At 67.9% G+C, this 18,789-nt stretch carries 17 protein-coding genes and 1 rRNA gene; 6 read left to right on the top strand and 12 right to left on the bottom strand.

Annotated elements, in window-relative coordinates; all coding sequences use genetic code 11:
* Window positions 1-117: 117 nt before the first annotated feature.
* Window positions 118-1,422 carry a glycosyltransferase 87 family protein gene (locus AB0I19_RS28970; protein ID WP_357153223.1) on the top strand — a complete coding sequence of 435 codons (1,305 nt, stop codon included), beginning with the start codon at window positions 118-120 and terminating at the stop codon, window positions 1,420-1,422.
* Here AB0I19_RS28970 and AB0I19_RS28965 read toward each other — a convergent pair.
* The 6 genes from AB0I19_RS28965 to AB0I19_RS28940 form a co-directional block, all read right to left on the bottom strand.
* Window positions 1,393-2,205 carry a hypothetical protein gene (locus AB0I19_RS28965; RefSeq protein WP_067645018.1) on the bottom strand — a complete coding sequence of 271 codons (813 nt, stop codon included), beginning with the start codon at window positions 2,203-2,205 and terminating at the stop codon, window positions 1,393-1,395. The two genes, AB0I19_RS28970 and AB0I19_RS28965, sit on opposite strands and share 30 nt — an antisense overlap.
* Before the next feature lie 186 nt (window positions 2,206-2,391).
* The gene (locus AB0I19_RS28960) at window positions 2,392-2,946 is read right to left on the bottom strand and encodes a DoxX family protein (RefSeq protein ID WP_357153220.1); all 555 of its coding nucleotides are present in this window, start codon (window positions 2,944-2,946) and stop codon (window positions 2,392-2,394) included.
* 186 nt (window positions 2,947-3,132) lie between these two features.
* Entirely contained in the window at window positions 3,133-3,546 is a 414-nt protein-coding gene (locus AB0I19_RS28955; RefSeq protein ID WP_357153218.1) for a hypothetical protein, read from the bottom strand.
* A 64-nt stretch (window positions 3,547-3,610) separates the two neighbouring features.
* Window positions 3,611-4,972 (bottom strand): NCS2 family permease, encoded by a 1,362-nt coding sequence (locus AB0I19_RS28950; RefSeq protein WP_357153215.1) that lies wholly within the window; start codon window positions 4,970-4,972, stop codon window positions 3,611-3,613.
* A 98-nt stretch (window positions 4,973-5,070) separates the two neighbouring features.
* Window positions 5,071-7,641, bottom strand: coding sequence for an alpha-glucan family phosphorylase (glgP, locus tag AB0I19_RS28945; protein ID WP_357153212.1), 2,571 nt, complete (start codon window positions 7,639-7,641; stop codon window positions 5,071-5,073).
* A gap of 244 nt (window positions 7,642-7,885) precedes the next feature.
* Complete coding sequence (locus AB0I19_RS28940; protein ID WP_357153209.1) at window positions 7,886-8,326, bottom strand: VOC family protein; 441 nt, start codon at window positions 8,324-8,326, stop codon at window positions 7,886-7,888.
* Between the two features lie 79 nt (window positions 8,327-8,405).
* Between AB0I19_RS28940 and AB0I19_RS28935 the strand changes: the two genes are divergently transcribed.
* From AB0I19_RS28935 to glgB, 3 genes are read left to right on the top strand one after another with little or no spacing between them, the layout of a single operon-like run.
* The gene (locus AB0I19_RS28935; protein ID WP_357153206.1) at window positions 8,406-8,996 is read left to right on the top strand and encodes a TetR/AcrR family transcriptional regulator; all 591 of its coding nucleotides are present in this window, start codon (window positions 8,406-8,408) and stop codon (window positions 8,994-8,996) included.
* A 52-nt stretch (window positions 8,997-9,048) separates the two neighbouring features.
* Window positions 9,049-11,049, top strand: coding sequence for an alpha-1,4-glucan--maltose-1-phosphate maltosyltransferase (locus AB0I19_RS28930; RefSeq protein WP_357153203.1), 2,001 nt, complete (start codon window positions 9,049-9,051; stop codon window positions 11,047-11,049).
* Entirely contained in the window at window positions 11,050-13,206 is a 2,157-nt protein-coding gene (gene glgB / locus AB0I19_RS28925; RefSeq protein ID WP_357153200.1) for a 1,4-alpha-glucan branching protein GlgB, read from the top strand.
* 71 nt (window positions 13,207-13,277) lie between these two features.
* Here the strand turns inward: glgB and AB0I19_RS28920 are convergent, their stop codons facing one another.
* From AB0I19_RS28920 to AB0I19_RS28910, 3 genes are all read right to left on the bottom strand, one after another.
* Complete coding sequence (locus AB0I19_RS28920) at window positions 13,278-14,132, bottom strand: tetratricopeptide repeat protein (protein ID WP_357153240.1); 855 nt, start codon at window positions 14,130-14,132, stop codon at window positions 13,278-13,280.
* A 61-nt stretch (window positions 14,133-14,193) separates the two neighbouring features.
* Window positions 14,194-14,559 (bottom strand): DUF3817 domain-containing protein, encoded by a 366-nt coding sequence (locus AB0I19_RS28915; protein ID WP_067498224.1) that lies wholly within the window; start codon window positions 14,557-14,559, stop codon window positions 14,194-14,196.
* A 91-nt stretch (window positions 14,560-14,650) separates the two neighbouring features.
* Window positions 14,651-15,835 carry an acetyl-CoA C-acetyltransferase gene (locus AB0I19_RS28910; RefSeq protein ID WP_357153197.1) on the bottom strand — a complete coding sequence of 395 codons (1,185 nt, stop codon included), beginning with the start codon at window positions 15,833-15,835 and terminating at the stop codon, window positions 14,651-14,653.
* An 89-nt stretch (window positions 15,836-15,924) separates the two neighbouring features.
* Here AB0I19_RS28910 and mce point away from each other — a divergent pair, with 89 nt between their 5' ends.
* Together mce and AB0I19_RS28900 are read left to right on the top strand one after the other, a co-directional pair.
* Window positions 15,925-16,386, top strand: a complete 462-nt coding sequence (mce, locus tag AB0I19_RS28905; protein WP_357153194.1) for a methylmalonyl-CoA epimerase — start codon at window positions 15,925-15,927, stop codon at window positions 16,384-16,386.
* A gap of 86 nt (window positions 16,387-16,472) precedes the next feature.
* A complete protein-coding gene (locus AB0I19_RS28900; RefSeq protein ID WP_357153191.1) occupies window positions 16,473-17,474 on the top strand; it encodes a hypothetical protein in 1,002 nt (333 codons plus the stop codon).
* 98 nt (window positions 17,475-17,572) lie between these two features.
* On the opposite strand, the gene AB0I19_RS28895 is transcribed toward AB0I19_RS28900, so the two are convergent.
* From AB0I19_RS28895 to rrf, 3 genes are all read right to left on the bottom strand, one after another.
* Window positions 17,573-17,866, bottom strand: coding sequence for an ATP/GTP-binding protein (locus AB0I19_RS28895; RefSeq protein WP_357153188.1), 294 nt, complete (start codon window positions 17,864-17,866; stop codon window positions 17,573-17,575).
* Window positions 17,867-17,877: 11 nt separating this feature from the next.
* Window positions 17,878-18,627, bottom strand: a complete 750-nt coding sequence (nucS, locus tag AB0I19_RS28890) for an endonuclease NucS (protein ID WP_067498208.1) — start codon at window positions 18,625-18,627, stop codon at window positions 17,878-17,880.
* 77 nt (window positions 18,628-18,704) lie between these two features.
* Window positions 18,705-18,789 (bottom strand): 5S ribosomal RNA (gene rrf, locus AB0I19_RS28885); the annotation flags it as partial.

The raw sequence follows: 18,789 nt of genomic DNA, 5'->3' as shown, positions 1-18,789 counted from the left end.
TCAGCGCGGCTCTACAGTGTCCAATTGATAGACGGTGCCTACCGAGGGCAACCCCCGGAGACCGGCGCGGTAGGTTCTTAGTCGTGCATACGACGCGAGCCGGCCGGTAGCACGGCCGTGGCGGAGAGATCTCGACGCGCGGAATTGCCGCGCATCACCCTGACGCTCATCCTGCTACTCGGTACCGCAGCCCTCGGCGTGACGCTGCTGTTCACCACCATGGACCCGCACATGAACAGCGGCGGCATTCTCGCCGGCGGCCTGGACGTGCACATCTACCGCGACGGCGGCTGGCGGGCGCTACACGACAAGGCGCTCTACATCGAGCCGACCCACTACGGCCTGCTCTACACCTACACGCCGTTCTCGGCACTGGTGTTCCTGCCGCTGCTCCTGGTGCCGTGGGACCTGGTCACCCGGGTCTGGTTGGTGCTCAACCTGGTGGTTCTGGTGGTGTGTGTGCTGCAGAGCTGGCGGATGCTCGGCTACCGGGTGACGCCACGCCTGGTCGCGGTCAGCATGCTCATCGGCCTGGCCTGCACCTTCATCGAGCCGGTGCGGACCACGCTGTACTACGGGCAGATCAATCTGTGGCTGATGATGCTCGTGCTGTGGGACTTCTCCCGTGGGCCCGACAGCAAGTTGCGTGGCCTGGGCGTCGGTATCGCGGCGGGCATCAAGTTGACCCCGCTGTTCTTCATCGCCCAGTACGCGGCGCAGCGCCGGTGGCGGGCGGCGCTCACCGCCGCACTCACCTTCGTGGCGACGATCGGGGTGACCGGCCTGATCCTGCCGCGCGATTCCTACCAGTACTGGACCTCCACGTTCTTCCAGTCGGGCCGGATCGCCCCCGATGTGCATCCGTCGAACCAGTCGCTGCGCGGGGCGGTCGCCCATCTGCTGCACGACCCGGCGCCGGTGTGGTTGTGGTTGCTGATCGCGGTGCCGGTGGCGCTGGTCGCGCTGTGGCTGGCGGCCGTGCTCGTGCGCCGCGACGAACCGCTGCTGTCGGTGACACTCGGCGGCCTCACCGCCTGCGCGGTATCGCCCTATTCGTGGGGCCACCACTGGGTCTGGTTCGTACCGCTGCTGGTGTACCTGATCCACCGCGCCCAGACCCGGTTGCCGTGGTTCCTCGCCGCCGCCGGCCTCTACCTGGCCGTCGCCGCCTGGACCTACACCTACACCCCCACCTGGGTCAGTGTCGGCACCTTCCTGCTGCCGCCGTGGTGGCCCTTCCACCAGGTGCTGCTGAACATCTACGTCGTCGTCTACCTGATCGTGCTCGCGGGCATCGCCGTCCACGTGTATCGAGGGAGACCGAAACCGGCTGCAGCCGAAGGCGTTTCACCTGCGACCACAGCCGTCGACACCGTGGTGGTCCCGGAGAAGCTACCCGCACGCCCAGTCGAAAACGCCTGACTCCAGGTCGAGTTGGGCGTTGCCGCCGCCGAAGTTCATGCCCGAGACCTCTTCGATCTCGAGGTAGTAGGGCGTGAGCCCCTCGGGCAGCGCTTGCACGGGGAAGGCGGTGCCGCCGAGATGGGAACGACCGAACAGCGGTTCGGCCCACGGGGTCCAGCCCGCATCGTCGGTGAGCGGGTCCTGGTAGGCGGTGTCGGGCACGTACTCGACGGGCGGGATGCCGACATTGGGATCGTCGACGCGCTCGGCCAGCCACACACCGATGGTCGGGTGCACGTCGTCCCAGGCATTACAGCCCTCGTCGCTCGCGGCGGGCGAGCCGGGCGGGCGGATATCGGCGGGCGGCGCCACCGGCCCGGCCTCGAATTCCTTCTCGGTCAACCAGATCAGCGCGAACACGCCGCCGATCTCGTCGTGCAGCAGATTCAGTTGCGGGTGCAGACGGGTGGCGACCAGGTCGCGCGCCAGCGGGTCGTCGGAGCCCGCGTCGGCCTCGACCGGAGCGGTCGCGTCGGCGAACTGCCCCTCGCCCTGGAAGAACGCGATCGCCGGAAAGCCGGGTCCGCGCCGCTGGAAGTCGGCGGGCAGCCGCAGGGTGAGCGCGTGCATCATCGGCAGTCCGGTGACCGGTCCGCGCGGCCACGTCGCCGGATCGATGCCGGGACCTTCGCTACCGATCCACCCGGCGCGCACCGGCGAGACCAGCTCGAGCGGTTCACCACCCGGTGTCTCGGCCAGTTTGTCCGCCGAATCCCCGAACCCCAGGTCATAGGCCTTCATCGCAGCTCTCCTCTTCGACGCGCGGACGATGGTCGACACCGTGCGAGCGGTATCGCCGACGAGACTATCCGCCCCCGCCGACACCCGCGCACACTCCGGGCAACCCACGGCATCGAAATAGTGACCAGCGCATGACGAAAAAAGCGGCGCGGCAACCGAAGTCACCGCGCCGCCGGAACAGCTACGTCAGAGCACAGCCTTGAGGATCAGCGTCAGCACGGCCGCCGCGACCGCGATACCGACGGCCGCCGCACCCCACACCACACCGTGGCGCGCCCACGGACGACCGGCGTCGAGCGAGAACCGGCCGGGACCGGTGAAGGCCAGCGCGCCCGCGACGAGCGCGAACAACAGCGGAGTGGTGAAGCCCGGCACGGCCGGATCGGTCGGGAAGAGGCCACCGGCCCACATCACGTTGATCGCGTTGATCATGGTGCCGAGCACGATGGCGCCGGCCAGCGGGGTGAACAGGCCGAACACCAGCAGCAGGCCACCGACGAGTTCGGTGACACCGGCCAGCGTGCCGAAGAGTTCGCCGGGGTTGTAGCCCATGCCGGTGAACATGTCGGCGGTGGTCTGCCAGCCCATACCGTTGAACCAGCCGAAGAGTTTCTGGGTGCCGTAGGCGGCCATCAGGCCGCCGAAGCCGATGCGGAGAACCAGCAGGCCGATGCTGGTCGCGGTGGCTTCGTCGGTAGTTGCGGTAGTGCTCGGAGCGATGCGCGTGGCGGTGTCGGTCATGGCGTGTCCTCATCTGCGATTCGAAGCATCCCGCAATCGGACTGGAGTCCGATTGCCCACTCGGTCACAACCCCTGGGGCCGGGACCACTATTTCACGCCAGCCCCTCGAACGGTGTGATCCTAGTCACAAAAATGCGAAAAGGCCGCCCCGACCGGGACGACCCTTCCATCGGGAACTTTTCAGCTCACCAGGCCATGGTCGCGTAGCTCACCAGGGTGCTCTCGGACTCCTGCGACAGCTTCCAGGTGCCGTCGATGTCCTTCCAGGTCACCGGGATCGGGAAGGTGTAGTCACCGAGGGTGCTGTTCAGCGTGGCCGACAGGGTGTCGCCCTCGACGGTGACCGGACCGGAGACGCTCCAGCTGTAGCCGGGGATGCGGTTGACCGTCTGGTTCACGACCGCGAGGCCGCCCGGGTTGCCCGACTCGAGCTCGGCGGCCGAGCCGTTCATGGCGGCCTGCAGCTTGCCCTGCAGCTCACCGGCCGACGGGGTCGCCGGGGCGGCGATCGCAGCGGGCGCGGTGGCGACGACGGCGGCGGTGACCGGCGCGAAGAGAGTGGCAACCGCCAGGGACGCGGCAGCGAACGAGCGCTTCATAGGTAAATCTCCTTCAAGTTAGGCAAGCCTAGGCTGAGTATAGACATACCTACGCCCGGATCACCTACTCGACAAGGAAGAAGAAGTAGGCGAGGAACAGCACCATCAGCGCCCACATCGCCGGGTGCACTTCCCTTGCCCGCCCCTTGGCCACCATCACGACGGGGTAGAAGATCATGCCCATCGCCAGCCCGTTGGCGATCGAATACGTCAGCGGCATCATGATGACGGTGATGAACGCGGGCACCGAGTACTCGAGATGCTGCCAGTCGATATCGCCGAGCGCGCGGGCCATCAGCACGCCGACCACGATCAGCGCGGCCGAGGTGACCTCGGCCGAACCCGCGATCACCGAGAAGACCGGATAGCAGAACATCGCGATCAGGAACCAGCCCGCGGTGGTCACCGCGGTGAGCCCGGTCCGACCACCGGCCGACACGCCCGCCGTCGATTCCACGTACGCCGTGGTCGTAGAGGTACCGATGATCGCGCCCGCGGTGGTGCCGACCGAGTCGGCCGCCATCGCACTCGCCGCACGGGGCAGCGTGCCGTCCTTGTTGAGCAGGCCCGCCTGATTCGCGACGCCGATCAGCGTGCCCGAGGCATCGAAGAAGTCGACGAACAGCATGGTGAGTACGACGACGATCATCTGCCCGGTGAACGCGTCGGGCAGATGGATGATGGCCTGCCCGAAGGTCTCGTCGAGCCCCTTGGGCATCTCGGCGATGCCGTCGGGCACCTTCACCAGCCCCGAGACCATGCCGACGATCGTGGTGGCGACGATGCCGTAGAGCACCGCGCCGTGCCAGCCGATCACCAGGAAGATCACGGTCACCACCAGGCCGAACAGCGCGAGCAGCGTAGTGCCCTTGGTGAAGTCACCGAGCGAGACGAGAGTCGCCTCGTTGTTGACCACGATGCCCGCGTTCTTGAGCCCGAGGAACGCGACGAACAACCCGATACCCGCGCCGACGGCGAATTTCATCTGCAACGGGATGGCGTTGAGAATCCGTTCGCGGACCTTGGTGATGGCGAGCACGAAGAAGATGACGCCGGACAGGAAGGTGCCCGACAACGCGACCTGCCACGGAATGCCCATGCTCAGCACCACGGTGTAGGCGAAGAAGGCGTTGAGCCCCATGCCCGGCGCGAGCGCGATCGGATACCTGGCCCACAGACCCATCACCAGCGTGCCGAACACGGCGGCGACGGCCGTCGCGGTGAACACGGCCTGCATGGGAATGCCCTTGTCGCCCAGCGCGCCTTCGTCGCCGAGGATCGACGGGTTCACCGCGAGCACATATGACATCGCCAGGAACGTGACCGTGCCCGCCATCGCCTCGCGCTTGAAGGTTGACCCGGTCGACGTGATACCGAAGTATCCGTCGATGCGCCGCCGGGCGCGGGTTACGACATCGCTGGCCATGACTCTCCAGTCCGCGGGTTCAAAGAAGAAGGATGCCCAGGAACGGTAGCGGAAAGTTCACTGAATCGAAGAACCCGCGATCGCCCCGGGGTGTAGGGTCACGCGCCCGCGACGGCCACCACGCCGAGTTCGGCGTCGGTGGCGAGCAGGGGATTGTGGGGAAGCACACGAACCGTGTACCCGACCGCACCCGAGAGCGGGACCGGCGCGTGCACCTCGTAGAGCTCCGTCGCGCCGTCGCTGCCGGTGTGCCGCATCTCGATGGTCGTGGTGTCGGACAGGTCGTCGTCGGGCGACACCCGCCCGAGTACCGCCTGCACCACCACATCCGAAGGCGCGAGCCCCCCGAGTTCCACGCGCGCGTCCAGCGACAGTTCCGCACCGATCACCGGGGTGTCGGGCAGGCCCGCACTGTCCACCTGGGTGACGCGCACCGAAGGCCACGCGGCCTCCACCCGCCGCCGGTACTCGGCGACCCGCGCCGCGCCCGCGTAATCGTCGGCCGAGGCGGTAGCGAATGCCGCGGCCGCCGGACCGTAGTACTGCTCGGCGTAGTCGCGGACCATGCGCGAGGCGAGCACCTTCGGGCTGGTGGTCTGCAGGGTGTGGCGGACCATCTCGGTCCACCGGACCGGCACGCCGTTCGCGTCCCGGTCGTAGAAACGGGGTGCGACGGTGCGTTCGACCAGGTCGTAGAGCGCCGCCGCCTCGAGGTCGTCGCGACGAACTTCGTCGCGCACACCGTCGGCGGTGGGGATCGACCAGCCGTTCTCGCCGTCGTACATCTCGTCCCACCACCCGTCGCGGATCGACAGGTTGAGCCCACCGTTGAGCGCCGACTTCATGCCCGAGGTGCCGCACGCCTCGAGCGGGCGCAGCGGATTGTTCAGCCACACATCGCAACCCCAGTACAGGTAGCGGGCCATCGACATGTCGTAGTCGGGTAGGAACACGATGCGGTGCCGCACGGCCGGATCGTCGGCGAAGCGGACGACCTGCTGGATGAGCGCCTTGCCGCCGTCGTCGGCGGGGTGACTCTTGCCCGCCACCACCAACTGCACCGGGCGTTCGGGGTCGAGCAGCAGGGCGCGCAGCCGGTCGGGGTCACGCAGCATGAGGGTGAGGCGCTTGTAGGTCGGCACCCGGCGGGCGAACCCGATGGTGAGGACATTCGGGTCGAAAACGTCGTCCACCCAGCCCAATTCGGCCTCGGCGGCACCGCGCTGGTACCAGGACTCGCGCAGCCTGCGTCGGACCTCCTCGATCAGCACCCCGCGCAATGTATTTCGGGTGGTCCACAACTGTTCGAGGTCGACGTCGCTGAGCTTCTCCCAGCCGCGCGCCTCCTCCACCAGTTCGGGGCCGACGAGTTCGCGTGCTTTGTCGATCCATTCGCGCGCGGCCCAGGTGGGCGCGTGCACGCCGTTGGTGACCGAACCGATCGGCACCTCGGCGGCGTCGAATCCCGGCCAGAGCCCGGCGAACATGTCACGGCTCACCTCACCGTGCAACCGCGAGACACCGTTGGCGCGCTGGGCCATCCGCAGACCCATGTGCGCCATATTGAACACCGACGGATCGGCCTCGCGCCCGAAAGCGAGGATCCGGTCGACGGAAAGCCCTGGCAGCAAGGCGGATTCGGTCTCGCCGTGGGCGCCGCCGAAATACCTGCGCATCAACGGCATCGGGAACCGGTCGATACCGGCGGGCACCGGGGTGTGGGTGGTGAACACCGTCCCGGCCCGCACGGTCGCCAGCGCGGTGTCGAAATCCAGTCCGCCCGCGACGAATTCGCGGATGCGTTCCACCCCGAGGAAACCGGCGTGACCCTCGTTCATATGGAACACGTCGGGGTCGGGCAGGCCGTTGGCACGGGTGTAGGCCCGCACCGCACGCACCCCACCGATACCCGCGAGAATCTCCTGTTTGATCCGGTGGTCCTGATCGCCGCCGTAGAGGCGATCGGTGACCGCGCGCAATTCCGGGTCGTTCTCGGCGATGTCGGAGTCGAGCAGCAACAACGGGATCCGCCCCACCTGGGCGATCCACACCCGCGCCCGCAGCACCCGACCCTCCGGCATGGCGACATGGATCAGCACCGGCGAACCGTCGCTGGTCAGCAGGCGCAGCGGCAGACCCTGCGGGTCGAGCGCCGGGTAGTGCTCGCGCTGCCACCCGTCGGCCGACAGCGACTGCCGGAAGTACCCGGACCGGTACAGCAACCCCACACCGATCAGCGGCAGACCCAGATCCGACGCCGCCTTGAGATGGTCACCGGCGAGGATTCCGAGCCCACCCGAATAGTTGGGCAGCACCTCGGTCACACCGAACTCCATCGAGAAGTAGGCGATCCCGGCCACCCGGGTGCTGTGCTGCTCCTGGAACCAGCGCGGCCTGCTCAGATAGTCACGCAGGCCCTCGGCGGCCGCGTCGACGCGCGCGAGATAGGCGGGGTCGGCGGCGAGCTCGTCGAGCCGCTCGGCGGGCACCTCCCCCAGCATCCGCACCGGGTCCTGGCCGACCGTACGCCAGAGCTCCCGGTCCAGGTCGGCGAACAGATCCTGGGTTGGGCCGTGCCACGACCACCGCAGGTTCGTCGACAACTCACCCAGCGCGGCGAGCCGCTGCGGCAGATGGGCACGGACAGTGAACCGACGAAGTGCCTTCACCCGCCAAACACTAGCTCACCCGCCTCCCCGCGTCTTTTGGCCAGACTGGGGTGCGGGGTGAGTTGGGGACGCGGCAAGCTTTGGGGAGGTGGCTGGGTGAGCCCGTTCCCGGGGAGTTACCCATGTGCTCGCCTGCTGCTCCGGAGACTCGCGCCAGACTCGGGCGTGGGGGGAACTTTGTGTCGGCGGCTAGGCGGAGTCGCGGATCAGCGTAGGCCCGTTCTAGGTGAGTTGTTCCCTGTGCTCAGTCGGTTGCTGTGGTGCCAGGGGTGAACTGGGCGGCGAACTCGGGGGTGGGTGGGGTTTCGGTGATGACGTCGATCAGTACGCCTGAGGGGTCGGCGAGGATGAAGTGGCGTTGGCCGAAGTCTTCGGTGCGTAGGTCTAGTTCGGCGGGGAGGCCGCCGGTGACGACCATTCGCTCCCATTCGGCGTCTACGTCGTCGACCTCGAAGTTCAGCAGTAGGCCCTGGACGGGTTTGCCGTAGCCGGCTGGAACGGTGGGGTGAGTGGGATCGAGAAGGGCCAGTTCGCAGGTCGGTTCGCCGTCGCGGCCGGGGCGGCGCAGGCTCACGTACCAGTCGGCTTCGAAGGTGATCTCGAAGCCGAACCAGGTGGTGTAGAAGTCGCGCGATTCTGCGATTCGACTGGTGGCGAGGACGGGGTAACAGCTGCTGAGCCGCATGGTGTTCACCTTTCACATACCGTTGGTATGTGTCGTAGGCTAGTTCACATACCGGTGGTAGGTCAATGGGAGGACGGCGATGGTTTCGACGGCACGGGCGCAGCAGCGCGAGGAGACCAGACGCCTGCTGGTGCGGGTGAGCAGGGAGCTGTTCGCCGCGAAAGGCTTTGCGGCAGTCGGCCTCTCGGAGATAGTCGCGGCAGCCGGTGTCACCAAAGGCGCGCTGTATCACCATTTCGAGAGCAAGGCCGACCTGTTCAAGGCCGTCCTCGCGCAGGTGCAGCAGGAGGTCGGCGAGCAGGTAGCGGCCGCCGCCGACGCCGAACCCGACCCCTGGACCCAGCTCACCACCGGCTGCGCGGCGTTCCTGCGCGCCTGCGCCGACCCGCACATCCAGCGCATCATGCTGGTCGACGCCCCAGCGGTACTCGGCTGGCACGAGTGGCGCGCGCTCGACGAGGCCAATTCCGCCCGCCACCTGGGCGAGGCGCTGCAAACCCTCGTCGACGCGGGCACGCTGCCCCCGCAGCCGGTCACCCCACTCACTCACCTGCTCTCCGGCGCCATGAACGAGGCGGCCCTCTGGCTGGCCACCAATCCCGGCTCCCTGTCCGACGCCCTCGCCGCCCTCGACCGCCTCCTGGCCGGTCTGCGCGCGCCCCTGCCCTGACCTCACGCGCTCGTCCCGGCGATCGGGCGCGGTGTGCAGTACCTTGGCATGGGTGAGCGGCCGGATTGCCATCGATGACATTGCCCCGTCCATCGCAGGCGGCCGCCCGGCCAAAGCCGTGGTCGGCGAGGTTTTTCCCGTCCGGGTAGTCGTCTGGCGGGAAGGCCACGACGCGGTTGCCGCGAGCCTGGCCGTGCGCGCGCCCGGATCCTCGCGCGTCACCCGCATCCGGATGACGCCCGACTACGAACCCGACGTGTTCAACGCGGTGTTCACCCCCAACGTGCCCGGCGTGTGGACCTACCGGGTCGAGGGCTGGAGCGATCCCATCGCCACCTGGCGCTCGGCGGTCGAGGCGAAGCTGTCGGTCGGCCAGTCGGCCGCCGATCTCGCCAACGACCTCGAAATCGGCGCCCGCCTGTTCGAGCGCGCCGCCCAGGCGGTGCCGAAGCGGCAGTTCGAGCGGCTGCACGCCGTCGCGAACGCCCTGCGCAGCGAGGAACAACTCCCGGCGCGCGTGGCGCCTGCCTTCACCGAGGAAGTCGCCGAGATCCTGCGGGCCACCCCGTTGCGGGAGATGGTCACGCGCGGTCAGCAGTTCTCGGTACTCGCCGAACGCCGTCGCGCCCTCGTCGGTTCCTGGTACGAGTTCTTCCCCCGCTCGACCGGTGGCCGCGACGCCGAGGGCAACCCGGTGCACGGCACTTTCGCCACGGCCGCCCGCGACCTGCCCCGCATCGCGGGCATGGGCTTCGACGTGGTCTACCTGCCACCGATCCACCCCATCGGGACGGTGAACCGCAAGGGCCGCAACAACTCCCTGACCACCGAGCCCGGCGATGTCGGCTCACCCTGGGCCATCGGCTCGGCCGACGGCGGTCACGACGCCATCCACCCCGAACTCGGCACCGAGGCAGATTTCACCGAGTTCGTCGCCAGGGCAGCCCAACTCGGCCTCGAAGTGGCCCTCGATCTGGCCCTCCAATGCGCCCCCGACCACCCCTGGGTCACCGAGCATCCGGAGTGGTTCACCACCCTGCCCGACGGGACAATCGCGTTCGCGGAGAACCCACCCAAGAAGTACCAGGACATCTACCCGGTCAATTTCGACAACGACCCCGACGGCATCTACGCCGAGGTGCTGCGGGTGGTGCGCCACTGGATCGCGTTGGGCGTCAGCATCTTCCGCGTCGACAACCCGCACACCAAGCCCGCCGACTTCTGGGAGTGGCTGATCGCGCAGGTGCGCCGCACCGACCCCGACGTGATCTTCCTTTCCGAGGCCTTCACCCGGCCGGCCCGCCTATACGGCCTGGCCCGGCGCGGATTCACCCAGTCCTACACGTATTTCACCTGGCGCGTGCACAAGTGGGAACTCACCGAGTTCGGCTACGAACTAGCCGCCAAGGCCGACGAGGCCCGGCCCAACCTGTTCGTGAACACCCCCGACATCCTGCACGAGAGCCTGCAGCACGGCGGGCCCGGCATGTTCGCCCTGCGCGCCGCCCTCGCCGCCACCCTCAGCCCCACCTGGGGCGTGTATTCGGGCTACGAACTGTTCGAGCACGAGGCCGTGCGTCCGGGCAGCGAGGAATACCTGAATTCGGAGAAGTACGAACTACGCCCGCGCGACTTCGCCGCCGCCCTCGACCGCGGCGAGTCGCTGGAACCGTGGCTCACCCGGCTCAACGAGATCCGCCGCAATCACCCCGCGCTGCAACAGTTGCGCTGCATCCACTTCCACCACGTCGACAACGACGCACTGATCGCCTACTCGAAATTCGATCCGGTCAGCGGCGACGCGGTGCTGGTGATCGTCAACCTCAACCCCTACGCCGCCGAGGACGGTCACATCAGTCTGGACATGCCGGCGATCGGGCGCGAATGGCACGACCACCCGGTGGTGTTCGACGAGGTGAGCAGCGAGGAATACCACTGGGGCCAGCGCAACTGGGTGCGGCTCGACCCGGCACGCGCGGTCGCCCACATCATCGCCCTGCCCGCGGTACCCGCCGAAGCCCGTGCGGCCCTCGCCTTCCGGCGGAGCTTCTAGATGAAGCGCCGCGATCTGATGCTGCTGGCGGCGGGTACCCATCCCGACCCGCACACCGTTCTCGGCTCCCATCCCCATCCCGACGGCACCACCGTCCGCGTGCTACGCCCGCACGCCGACACGGTGACCGTCCTCGTCGGCGGCGCCGAACACCGGCTGAAGTCGTTGGGGCACGGCATCTTCGCGGCCGTCCTGCCGTACCCCCGGATCGACGACTACCGGGTGCGCACCGAATACCCCAGCGGCCCGACGGTCGTCACCGCCGACGGCTACCGCTTCCTGCCGACCGTCGGCGAATTCGACCTGCATCTCATCGGCGAGGGCAGGCACACCCGGCTCTGGGAGGTGCTCGGCGCGCATCCCCGCCACTACACCACCCTCGACGGCGATGTCGACGGCACGTCGTTCGCGGTGTGGGCACCGAACGCGCGTGGCGTCACGGTATTCGGCGACTTCGACCACTGGGGTGGGCAATCGGCGCCGATGCGCGCGCTCGGCACTTCCGGGGTGTGGGAGGTCTTCGTTCCCGGTGTCGGTCCGGGCACGCGCTACAAATACCGGGTGCACGGCGCCGACGGTCGCGTGGTCGACCACGCCGACCCGCTCGCCTTCGCCACCGAGGTGCCACCCGCCACCGCGTCGGTGGTGGCCCGCGCCGACCACATCTGGGGCGACAGCGCCTGGCTGGACCGGCGTGCGAGCACCGATGCCATCCGCTCCCCGATGAGCGTCTACGAGGTGCACCTCGGCTCCTGGCGCCCCGGCCTGAACTATCGCGAACTCGCCGAGCAGCTGGCGGATTACGTCCGGGCAACGGGTTTCACCCATGTCGAGTTGCTGCCGGTGGCCGAGCATCCATTCGGCGGTTCTTGGGGCTACCAGGTCACCTCCTACTACGCGCCGACCTCGCGTTTCGGCACCCCCGACGACTTCCGCTACTTCGTCGACCACCTGCACAACGCGGGCATCGGTGTGCTGCTCGACTGGGTGCCCGCCCATTTCCCGCGCGACGAGTGGGCGCTGGCCCGCTTCGACGGCACCCCGCTCTACGAACACCCCGACCCGCGCCGTGGCGAACAACTCGACTGGGGCACTTACGTTTTCGACTTCGGCCGCAAAGAGGTACGCAACTTCCTCGTCGCCAATGCCACCTTCTGGATCGAGGAATTCCACATCGACGGCCTGCGCGTCGACGCCGTCGCCTCGATGCTGTACCTGGACTACTCGCGTCCGGCGGGCGGCTGGGAACCGAACATCTACGGCGGGCGCGAGAACCTGGAAGCCGTCGACTTCCTGCAGGAACTCAACGACACCGTGCACGGCGCCCACCCCGGCGTGGTGACCATCGCCGAGGAATCCACCACCTGGCCCGGCGTCACCCGTGGCACCGACGTTGGCGGCCTCGGATTCACCATGAAGTGGAACATGGGCTGGATGCACGACACCCTCGGCTACCTGGGCCGCGACCCCATCCACCGCGCCTGGCACCACAACGAGATGACGTTCTCCCTCGTCTACGCCTGGAGCGAGAACTACCTGCTGCCGATCAGTCACGACGAGGTGGTACACGGCAAGGGCACGCTGTGGACTCGCATGCCCGGCGACGATTTCGCCAAGGCGAGCGGCGTGCGCGCCCTGCTCGCCTACATGTGGTCGCACCCCGGCAAGCAACTGCTGTTCATGGGCCAGGAGTTCGGCCAGTTCCGCGAGTGGGACAACGATCGCGGCCTCGATTGGTACGAACTGGAAAACCCACTGCACCAGGGCATTTCGACCATGGTCGCCGATCTCAACCGCACCTACGTGGCCCATCCGGCGCTGTGGTCGCAGGACACCACCCCCGGCGGGCACTCCTGGATCGAGGCCGACGACAGCGCCGCCAACGTCTTCGCGTTCCTGCGCTGGGGTAGTGACGGCAGCGCGGTCGCGTGCGTGTTCAACTTCTCCGGCGCCACCCACGAGAACTACCGGATCGGCTTGCCCCACACCGGTTCCTGGTCGGAGATCCTCAACACCGACGCCACCGGATACGGCGGTTCGGGTATCGGCAACCTCGGCGCCGTCACGGCCGAGGACTCCCCCTGGCACGGTCACCCCGCCTCGGCCACCGTGCGCCTGGCTCCCCACAGCGCCATCTGGCTGAGCGCGCCTGTCTGAGGCCACCCCCGCGACCGGATATGCGACGGGCCGCCCAGGCATACTGCCGGGCGGCCCGTGGTCGATGGGTGTCAGTACAGCGCGGCGGCCAGTTTACGACGCGCGGCGATCACGAAAGGCTCTGCCTGATCGAACAATTCGAAGAGTTCGAGCAGGCGGGTGCGGGCCCGGTCACGGTCGTCGCCCGCGGTGCGCTTGACGACGGCGATGATCCGGTCGAACGCGGCCTCGGGACGCTGCTCGAGCAGTTCCACATCGGCGGCGTCGAGGGCGGCATCCAGATTGCCGGGATCGGCGTCGGCGGTGGCGACCACGCCCGGGTCGATCTGCTGCGCCCTGGTCAGGAACTTCAGCTGCCGCAGCGCCGCCTTGGCCTCGGCATTGTTCGGTTCCTCGGCGAGGATGGCCTCGTAGGCGGCTTCGGCACCGGCGATGTCACCTTCGGCGAGCGCGGTCTCGGCGGCCACGAAGCGCGGGTCGTCGTTCTCGGGTTCGGCCTGCGCGCCGTTGCCCTCGAGCTTGCCTGCGGTCGCCTCGACGACCGCGTCGAGCCACTGACGCACCTGCGGTTCGGGCTGCGCGCCTTCGAAGTCGGCCAGCGGCTGCCCACCGGCCACCGCGATCACCGTCGGAATGCCCTGCACCCGCAGCGCCTGGACGATGTTCATATTGGCTTCGGCCTCGATCGCGGCCAGATCCCACGCACCGCGGTCGTCCGCATTGAGCCGTTCCAGGGTGCGGACCAGCTCGACGCTGCCCGGGCTGCGCTGCGAGTACAGCGCGACAACCACGGGCACCTGCATCGAGCGCCGGATGACCTTGGTCTCGAAGTCGGCCTCGGTGACCGAATGGTCACCCGGCGCGCCCGCGCCACCCGGAGCGGCGGCAGGCTGCTTGAGACCGGACAGATCCACCGCCCCTGACATGGCAGCGGCGACGGCGGGCGAAGGACGACGGGAAGCGGGTCGAGTCACGGTTTCCAGTTTGTCACGAAGCGCTGGAGGTGGCAGCCGCGGCGCCCTTGCTGTTCGCACTCAGCTCACCGAGCTTGCCCGTGCGCACGGCCCAGGCCTCGAAGATCACGGTGAACAGCGGCGGGATGCTCGAGGCGAGCGCCAGAACGGTGGTCTTCCAGTTCCAGTTCAGCTCGCGGGCGGTGAGCAGCGCGGTCAGCACGAACAGCACGAAGATGCCACCGTGCACCGGGCCGAAGATCTTCACACCGATCTCGTTGCCCTCCTCGGGCAGGTACTTGAACGCCATTCCGAGCAGCAGACCGACCCAGGAAATGGCCTCGAGCACCGCGAAGAACCGAAACCGACTCGCGACAGACCGCAGATCAAAGAAACCCATGCGCCCATTGTGCCGCATGGCCTACGACACCGTGTAGTTGCACCCGTCACAACCGGCCCCGGAACTCACCGGGGCCGGTCGCGTCGAAATATCAGGCAGGCACGCGGATGATCAGGGCGTCGCCTTGACCGCCGCCACCACACAGCGCGGCAGCACCCACGCCACCACCGCGACGCTTCAGCTCCAGCGCCAGGTGCAGCAGGATCCGGGCGCCCGACATGCCGAGCGGGTGACCGATGGAGATGGCGCCACCGTTGACGTTCACCTTCTCCGGGTCGTAGCCGAGCTTGTTGGTCGAGGAGACACCGACGGCGGCGAACGCCTCGTTGATCTCGATCAGATCCAGGTCGGCGGGCGTGATGCCCTCCTTCGCGCAGGCCGCGAGGATCGCGTTGGCCGGCTGGTCCTGCAGGGTCGAATCCGGTCCGGCGACCTGACCCGAGGCGCCGATCTCCGCGATCCACTCGAGCCCGAGCTCCTCGGCCTTCGCCTTGCTCATCACGACCACCGCGGCCGCACCGTCGGAGATCTGCGAGGCGGTACCCGCGGTGACGGTGCCGTCCTTGCGGAAGGCCGGACGCAGCTTGCCGAGCGACTCGACGGTGGTGTCGGCGCGGATGCCCTCGTCCTCGGTGACGTAGACCGGGTCGCCCTTGCGCTGCGGCACGGCCACCGGCACCACCTCGCCCTCGAACACACCGTTCTTCCACGCGGCCGCGGCACGCTGGTGCGAGGCGGCGGCGAACGCGTCCTGCTCCTCGCGGCTCACCTTGTCGAGGTCGTTGCGGTCCTCGGTGAGCAGACCCATCGCCTGATCGGTGATGACGTCGTGCAGGCCGTCGTAGGCCATGTGGTCGACGAGGGTGGTGTTGCCGTACTTGAAGCCCTCGCGGCTCTTGGGCAGCAGGTGCGGGGTCTGGCTCATCGACTCCATGCCGCCTGCCACGATGATCTCGTGCTCACCGGCGCGAATCAGCTGATCCGCCAAGGCGATCGCGTTGATGCCGGACAGGCAGACCTTGTTGACGAGCACCGACGGCACGTCCATCGGGATACCCGCGGCGATGGCGGCCTGGCGCGCGGGCAGCTGCCCCGCACCGGCCTGCAGCACCTGGCCGAGGATCACGTACTGGACCTGCTCGGGCGCGACGCCACCCTTCTCCAGGGCGGCCTTGATGGCCACACCGGCCAGATCCGAGGCCTTGAAGTCCTTCAGACCGCCAAGCAGCCGCCCGACCGGGGTACGCGCACCGGACACGATGACAGAAGTGGTCACGCAAGCCTCGCATTCATAGTTCGAACCTGTACTCAACGGTAACCCCTGCGGACCGGCGGCTGGTACGCAGGTCGCGCTAGCTTCGTGGGGTGACCAATGCGAACTTCATCCCCGCCGACTACGTCATCGCCGTCGACCATGTGGGCATCGCCGTGCCCGACCTCGACACCGCGGTGGCCTGGTACACCGACAACCTCGGCATGGTCGAGACCCACCGCGAGGTGAACGAGGCCCAGGGCGTCGTCGAGGCGATGCTGTCGTGCCCGGCCGCCGCCGACCGCGCGACCGCCCTGCAATTGCTGGCCCCGCTCACGCCCGAGTCGACCATCGCCAAGTTCATCGACCGCAGCGGCCCGGGACTGCAGCAGCTGGCCTACCGGGTCACCGATATCGAGGCCGTTTCGGGCTTCCTGCGCGCGCGTGGGCTGCGTTTGCTGTACGAGGCCCCTCGACACGGAACCGCTGATTCTCGCATCAATTTCGTCCATCCGAAGGATGCTGGGGGTGTGCTGATCGAGCTCGTGGAGCCGAACCCGCATGTTACGCACTAGTAGGCCGGTCGGACCGGGAAATCTCGGCGAGATCACATTCCCGGTCGAGTCTCCATCGTGTCGCTCGAGGCTGTATTTTGTGTGCCATGTCGTCACCTGAGTCCGATCGCAATCGCTTCGTTGCACTGCCCTTCACCGTTGTGCGCAAGGGTTATGCGCAAGACGAGGTGCGCAACTACTTCGACCGCTTCGACGCGGAGCTTCGCGTCACCGCCACCGACCGGGATGCTGCCGCCGCGCAGGCCCGCAATCTCGCCGCCCAGCTGGAAGACGCCCGGGACGAGATCGACGAGCTCCGCAAGGAGGTCGACCGGCTCTCCGTGCCGCCGACCACCGCCGAAGGTATGTCCGACCGTATCTCGCGCATGCTGCGCCTCGCCTCGGACGAAGCGTCCGAGGTTCGCGCACTGGCCCAGGCCGAGGCTGCCGAGATGGTGTCGATCGCCGAGCAGCAGGCCACCGAGATGCGTGGCAAGTACGAGTCGCTGCTCGCGGAGACCAAGGAGAAGCGCGAGGCGCTCGAGATCGAGTTCGAGCAGACCCTCGCGAAGGCGCGCACCGAGTCGACCAAGATCATCGAGGCCGCCCAGGCCGAGGCCGAGCGTCTCGCCAAGGAGGCCGAGGCCAAGCGCAAGGCCACCCAGCAGGACTTCGAGGCCACCATGAACGATCGGCGTACCAAGCTGACTCGTGCCATGGAGGAGCTCGAGGCCACCAGCCGCGCCGAGGCCGCCCAGCGGATCAAGGACGCGACCGACGAGGCCAACCGCCTCATCAGCTCCGCCACCCAGACCTCCGAGCGCAAGATCGCGCACGCGAAGGAACTGGCCGAGGAGATGCGCGTGCTGCGCGGCCGGGTCCTTGCCCAGCTGCTCGGTATCCGCGGTCAGCTCGACTCGGTGCCCGCCATGCTGGCGGCGGTCAACCGTGAGAGCGAGCTGCTCGACGGCGCCCCCGAGCGTAAGTCGATCAGCAACAACAATGGCAACAACAAGTCCGTCTCGGGCTCGCGCCAGAACAAGGCCATCCCGGAGGTCTCCGACGAGGACATCGTCGACGAGGACCGCGAGAGCGCCGACGTCAACTGACCCTGTCGGACTCTGCGACGACACGTCTACACCTGGAAAACCGGAGGCCACCTCGAATCATCGAGGTGGCCTCCGGTTTTCGGCGTCTCGGCCCTGGTTCAGGACCAGCGGCGCGTGATTCCCCGCGTGCGCCTGCCGTTCCAGCAACCCTGATGCCAGTGCCTACGGTCGTCCTCACCGCCCTCGATGGCCCACGCGACGACATGGGCCACCCCCGGCGCGATCTCGTGGTCACAGCCCGGGCAGCGGTAAGTCTTCACGGCACGCGCACCAGGAACCGTTCGCACGACATAGATCTCGTCGCCGCCCGGTCCCTCCTCGGTGCGCCCGTACACGTCGCCGAGCGGCGGCGGCCCGCTACGGCGTTCCTGGCGCGGTTTACGACGCGGCATGGCACTGCTTCCTAGAACAACCGGAAAACGTTGCTCTCGGTGCCACGCAGCTCGTCGTAATCGAGCGTGAGGCAACGGATCCCCCGGTCCTCGGCGAGTGTCTTCGCCTGCGGCTTGATCTGCTGGGCCGCGAACACTCCGCGCACAGGCGCGAGCAGCGGGTCGCGGTTGAGCAGTTCCAGGTAGCGGGTGAGCTGTTCGACGCCGTCGATATCGCCGCGGCGCTTGATCTCCACCGCGACCGTCGCGCCGTCGGCGTCGCGGCACAGCAGATCGACGGGGCCGATCGCGGTCATGTACTCGCGGCGCACCAGGGTGTACCCCTCCCCGAGCTTGGTGACGTGTTCGGCGAGCAGCTCCTGCAGGTGCGCCTCCACACCGTCCTTCACGAGGCCGGGATCGATACCGAGTTCGTGCGAGGAGTCGTGCTCGATCTCCTCGATCGCGATGCGCAGTTCCTCGCCGGCTTTGTTGGTCACCACCCACAGGGCCTTGAAGTTGTTCTCGGGTGCCTGCATGGGCTCCTCGCGCAGCGGACGCACGCCCTCGGGCAGTTCCGCAGGCGGGTTCAGCGAGGCGACGTCGCGCTCCTGGAGCCAGCACGGCGGGCTCATCCAGTTGAGCGGCTTGTACGAGCCGCCGTCGGAATGCACCAGCACCGAACCGTCGGCCTTGATGAGCAAGAGCCTGCGGGCCATCGGGAGGTGAGCGGTCAGCCGACCGACGTAATCTACCTGGCAACGAGCAATGACGAGGCGCACCCGGCCACTCTAGGGGACGCTCCGGAGAACGCAAAAAGGCCCTCCAGCGTGGCTGGAGGGCCTTTTTGTGAATGATTGTCCGGCGGTGTCCTACTCTCCCACACCCTGTCGAGTGCAGTACCATCGGCGCAGGTGGCCTTAGCTTCCGGGTTCGGAATGGGA

This window comes from Nocardia sp. NPDC050413, from assembly GCF_040655475.1.
Lineage (GTDB): Bacteria > Actinomycetota > Actinomycetes > Mycobacteriales > Mycobacteriaceae > Nocardia > Nocardia coubleae.
Note: the sequence above shows the minus strand (reverse complement) of the source record. Positions and strands in the feature narration are given on the sequence as shown.

Excerpts from the sequence above, each read along its gene's own strand:
- AB0I19_RS28955 (WP_357153218.1), bottom strand. The coding sequence starts at position 3,546 with ATGAAGCGCTCGTTCGCTGCCGCGTCCCTGGCGGTTGCCACTCTCTTC.
- AB0I19_RS28895 (WP_357153188.1), bottom strand. The coding sequence starts at position 17,866 with ATGCCGCGTCGTAAACCGCGCCAGGAACGCCGTAGCGGGCCGCCGCCG.
- AB0I19_RS28940 (WP_357153209.1), bottom strand. The coding sequence starts at position 8,326 with ATGCGGCTCAGCAGCTGTTACCCCGTCCTCGCCACCAGTCGAATCGCA.
- AB0I19_RS28915 (WP_067498224.1), bottom strand. The coding sequence starts at position 14,559 with ATGGGTTTCTTTGATCTGCGGTCTGTCGCGAGTCGGTTTCGGTTCTTC.
- AB0I19_RS28900 (WP_357153191.1), top strand. The coding sequence starts at position 16,473 with ATGTCGTCACCTGAGTCCGATCGCAATCGCTTCGTTGCACTGCCCTTC.
- AB0I19_RS28960 (WP_357153220.1), bottom strand. The coding sequence starts at position 2,946 with ATGACCGACACCGCCACGCGCATCGCTCCGAGCACTACCGCAACTACC.
- AB0I19_RS28920 (WP_357153240.1), bottom strand. The coding sequence starts at position 14,132 with ATGTCAGGGGCGGTGGATCTGTCCGGTCTCAAGCAGCCTGCCGCCGCT.
- AB0I19_RS28935 (WP_357153206.1), top strand. The coding sequence starts at position 8,406 with ATGGTTTCGACGGCACGGGCGCAGCAGCGCGAGGAGACCAGACGCCTG.
- AB0I19_RS28950 (WP_357153215.1), bottom strand. The coding sequence starts at position 4,972 with ATGGCCAGCGATGTCGTAACCCGCGCCCGGCGGCGCATCGACGGATAC.
- AB0I19_RS28965 (WP_067645018.1), bottom strand. The coding sequence starts at position 2,205 with ATGAAGGCCTATGACCTGGGGTTCGGGGATTCGGCGGACAAACTGGCC.
- glgB (WP_357153200.1), top strand. The coding sequence starts at position 11,050 with ATGAAGCGCCGCGATCTGATGCTGCTGGCGGCGGGTACCCATCCCGAC.